Source organism: Chitinimonas violaceus (genome assembly GCF_052601015.1).
In genome coordinates, this window is the sequence record NZ_JBQXDJ010000175.1 from 1 (window position 1) to 1,405 (window position 1,405).

Below are 1,405 nucleotides of genomic sequence, written 5' to 3' on the forward strand. Positions count from 1 at the left end.
TGGGCCGCTTGCTCAGCACCCTGGACAGTGCCGCCCCAGCGACCACCATCACCCGCCAGTACGATGAAGCGGGCAAGACACTGACGCTGACCCAGGTCAATGGGCGTGTCGATACCCAGAGCTACGACAGCACCGGTCAGTTGATCGGTTTGATCAAAGGCAGCCTGGCCCCGGTCAGCTACCGTTACGACGCCAATGGCAACAAGATTGCTGACATCGATGGCGACGGCAAGCTCACCCGCTATGTGTACGACGCCAATCAACGGCTGCGCTATACCGTCTCACCCCTGGGCGCCGTCACTGAACAGCGCTACGATGCACTGGGCCGGGTCACCGAGACGGTAGCCTATGCCACCCCGATCAGCCTGGCCGATACCACCAGCCTGCTGCAGCCACTGACCCCCACTGCCTTCGCCACACGCCTTACCCCCGGTGCAGCAGACCGCCACACCTGGCAGTTTTATGATCAAGCGGGCCGCCTGGCGAAGAAGGTCGATGCCGAAGGCTATGTCACCCGCCTGACTTACGACGGCGCGGGCAAGCTGCTCAGCGAAACCCGTCATGCCAAGCCCACTGCCACCAACTTGCAAGCCAGCCTGCTGGCCGATGCCGTGGTGGTCACCCGTGATGCAGCAGACCGCACCACCCGTTACTTCTACGATGCCGATGGCAACCAGACCGGCGTGCTTGATGCAGCCGGCTACCTGACGGTTCACGATTACGACGGGGCAGGGCGGCTAGTCCATACTGCCCGCTATGCCACACCGACAACCGCCAGTCTCCGCGCGAGCGGCAGTCTGGCAGCACTGACGCCCACCACGTCCCATGCCCAGGACCAGCACAGCTGGCAGGTCTACGACAGCCAGAATCGTCTGGTGGGCAGTGTCGACGCTGAGGGCTATCTGACGGAAGTGCGCTATGACGCCGCGGGGCGCAAGGCCAGTGAAACGCGCTATGCCACGGTCACCAACAATCTTCCAGGTGTGGGCGCCACAACCGTACCCACAGCCATCACGACCTTGGAAGGTTTGCGCCCCACCGCTCACAGTGAAGACCGCACCGTCAGCTACGCCTATACCCCCCGTGGTGAGGTCGAGACAGAGACCACCAGCGATGGCACCGTCACCCGCTACACCTACAATGTGGCCGGCAACCTGCTGCGCAAGACCACGGCGGCGAATGACGCCGATCAGCAACGCAGTATTGCGACTGACTACGACAACCTGGGCCGCATCACGCGTGAGCTAAGCGCCCAGGGCGTGAGGCTGACCGAACAGGACACGGACAGCGCCAAAGCCGAACGCAAGCGGCTCGGCTATCCCGAAGTCTTGGCTAACGTGACCGCGGACCAGCTCGATGCATTGCGCAAGCAACACGCCACCACCTATGCCTACGACAATGCCGG

General features: G+C 63.1%; 1 pseudogene. It reads left to right on the forward strand.

Annotated features, from left to right (window positions below):
• Window positions 1–1,405, forward strand: a pseudogene (locus tag ACUHMQ_RS20740) (hypothetical protein); the annotation flags it as partial.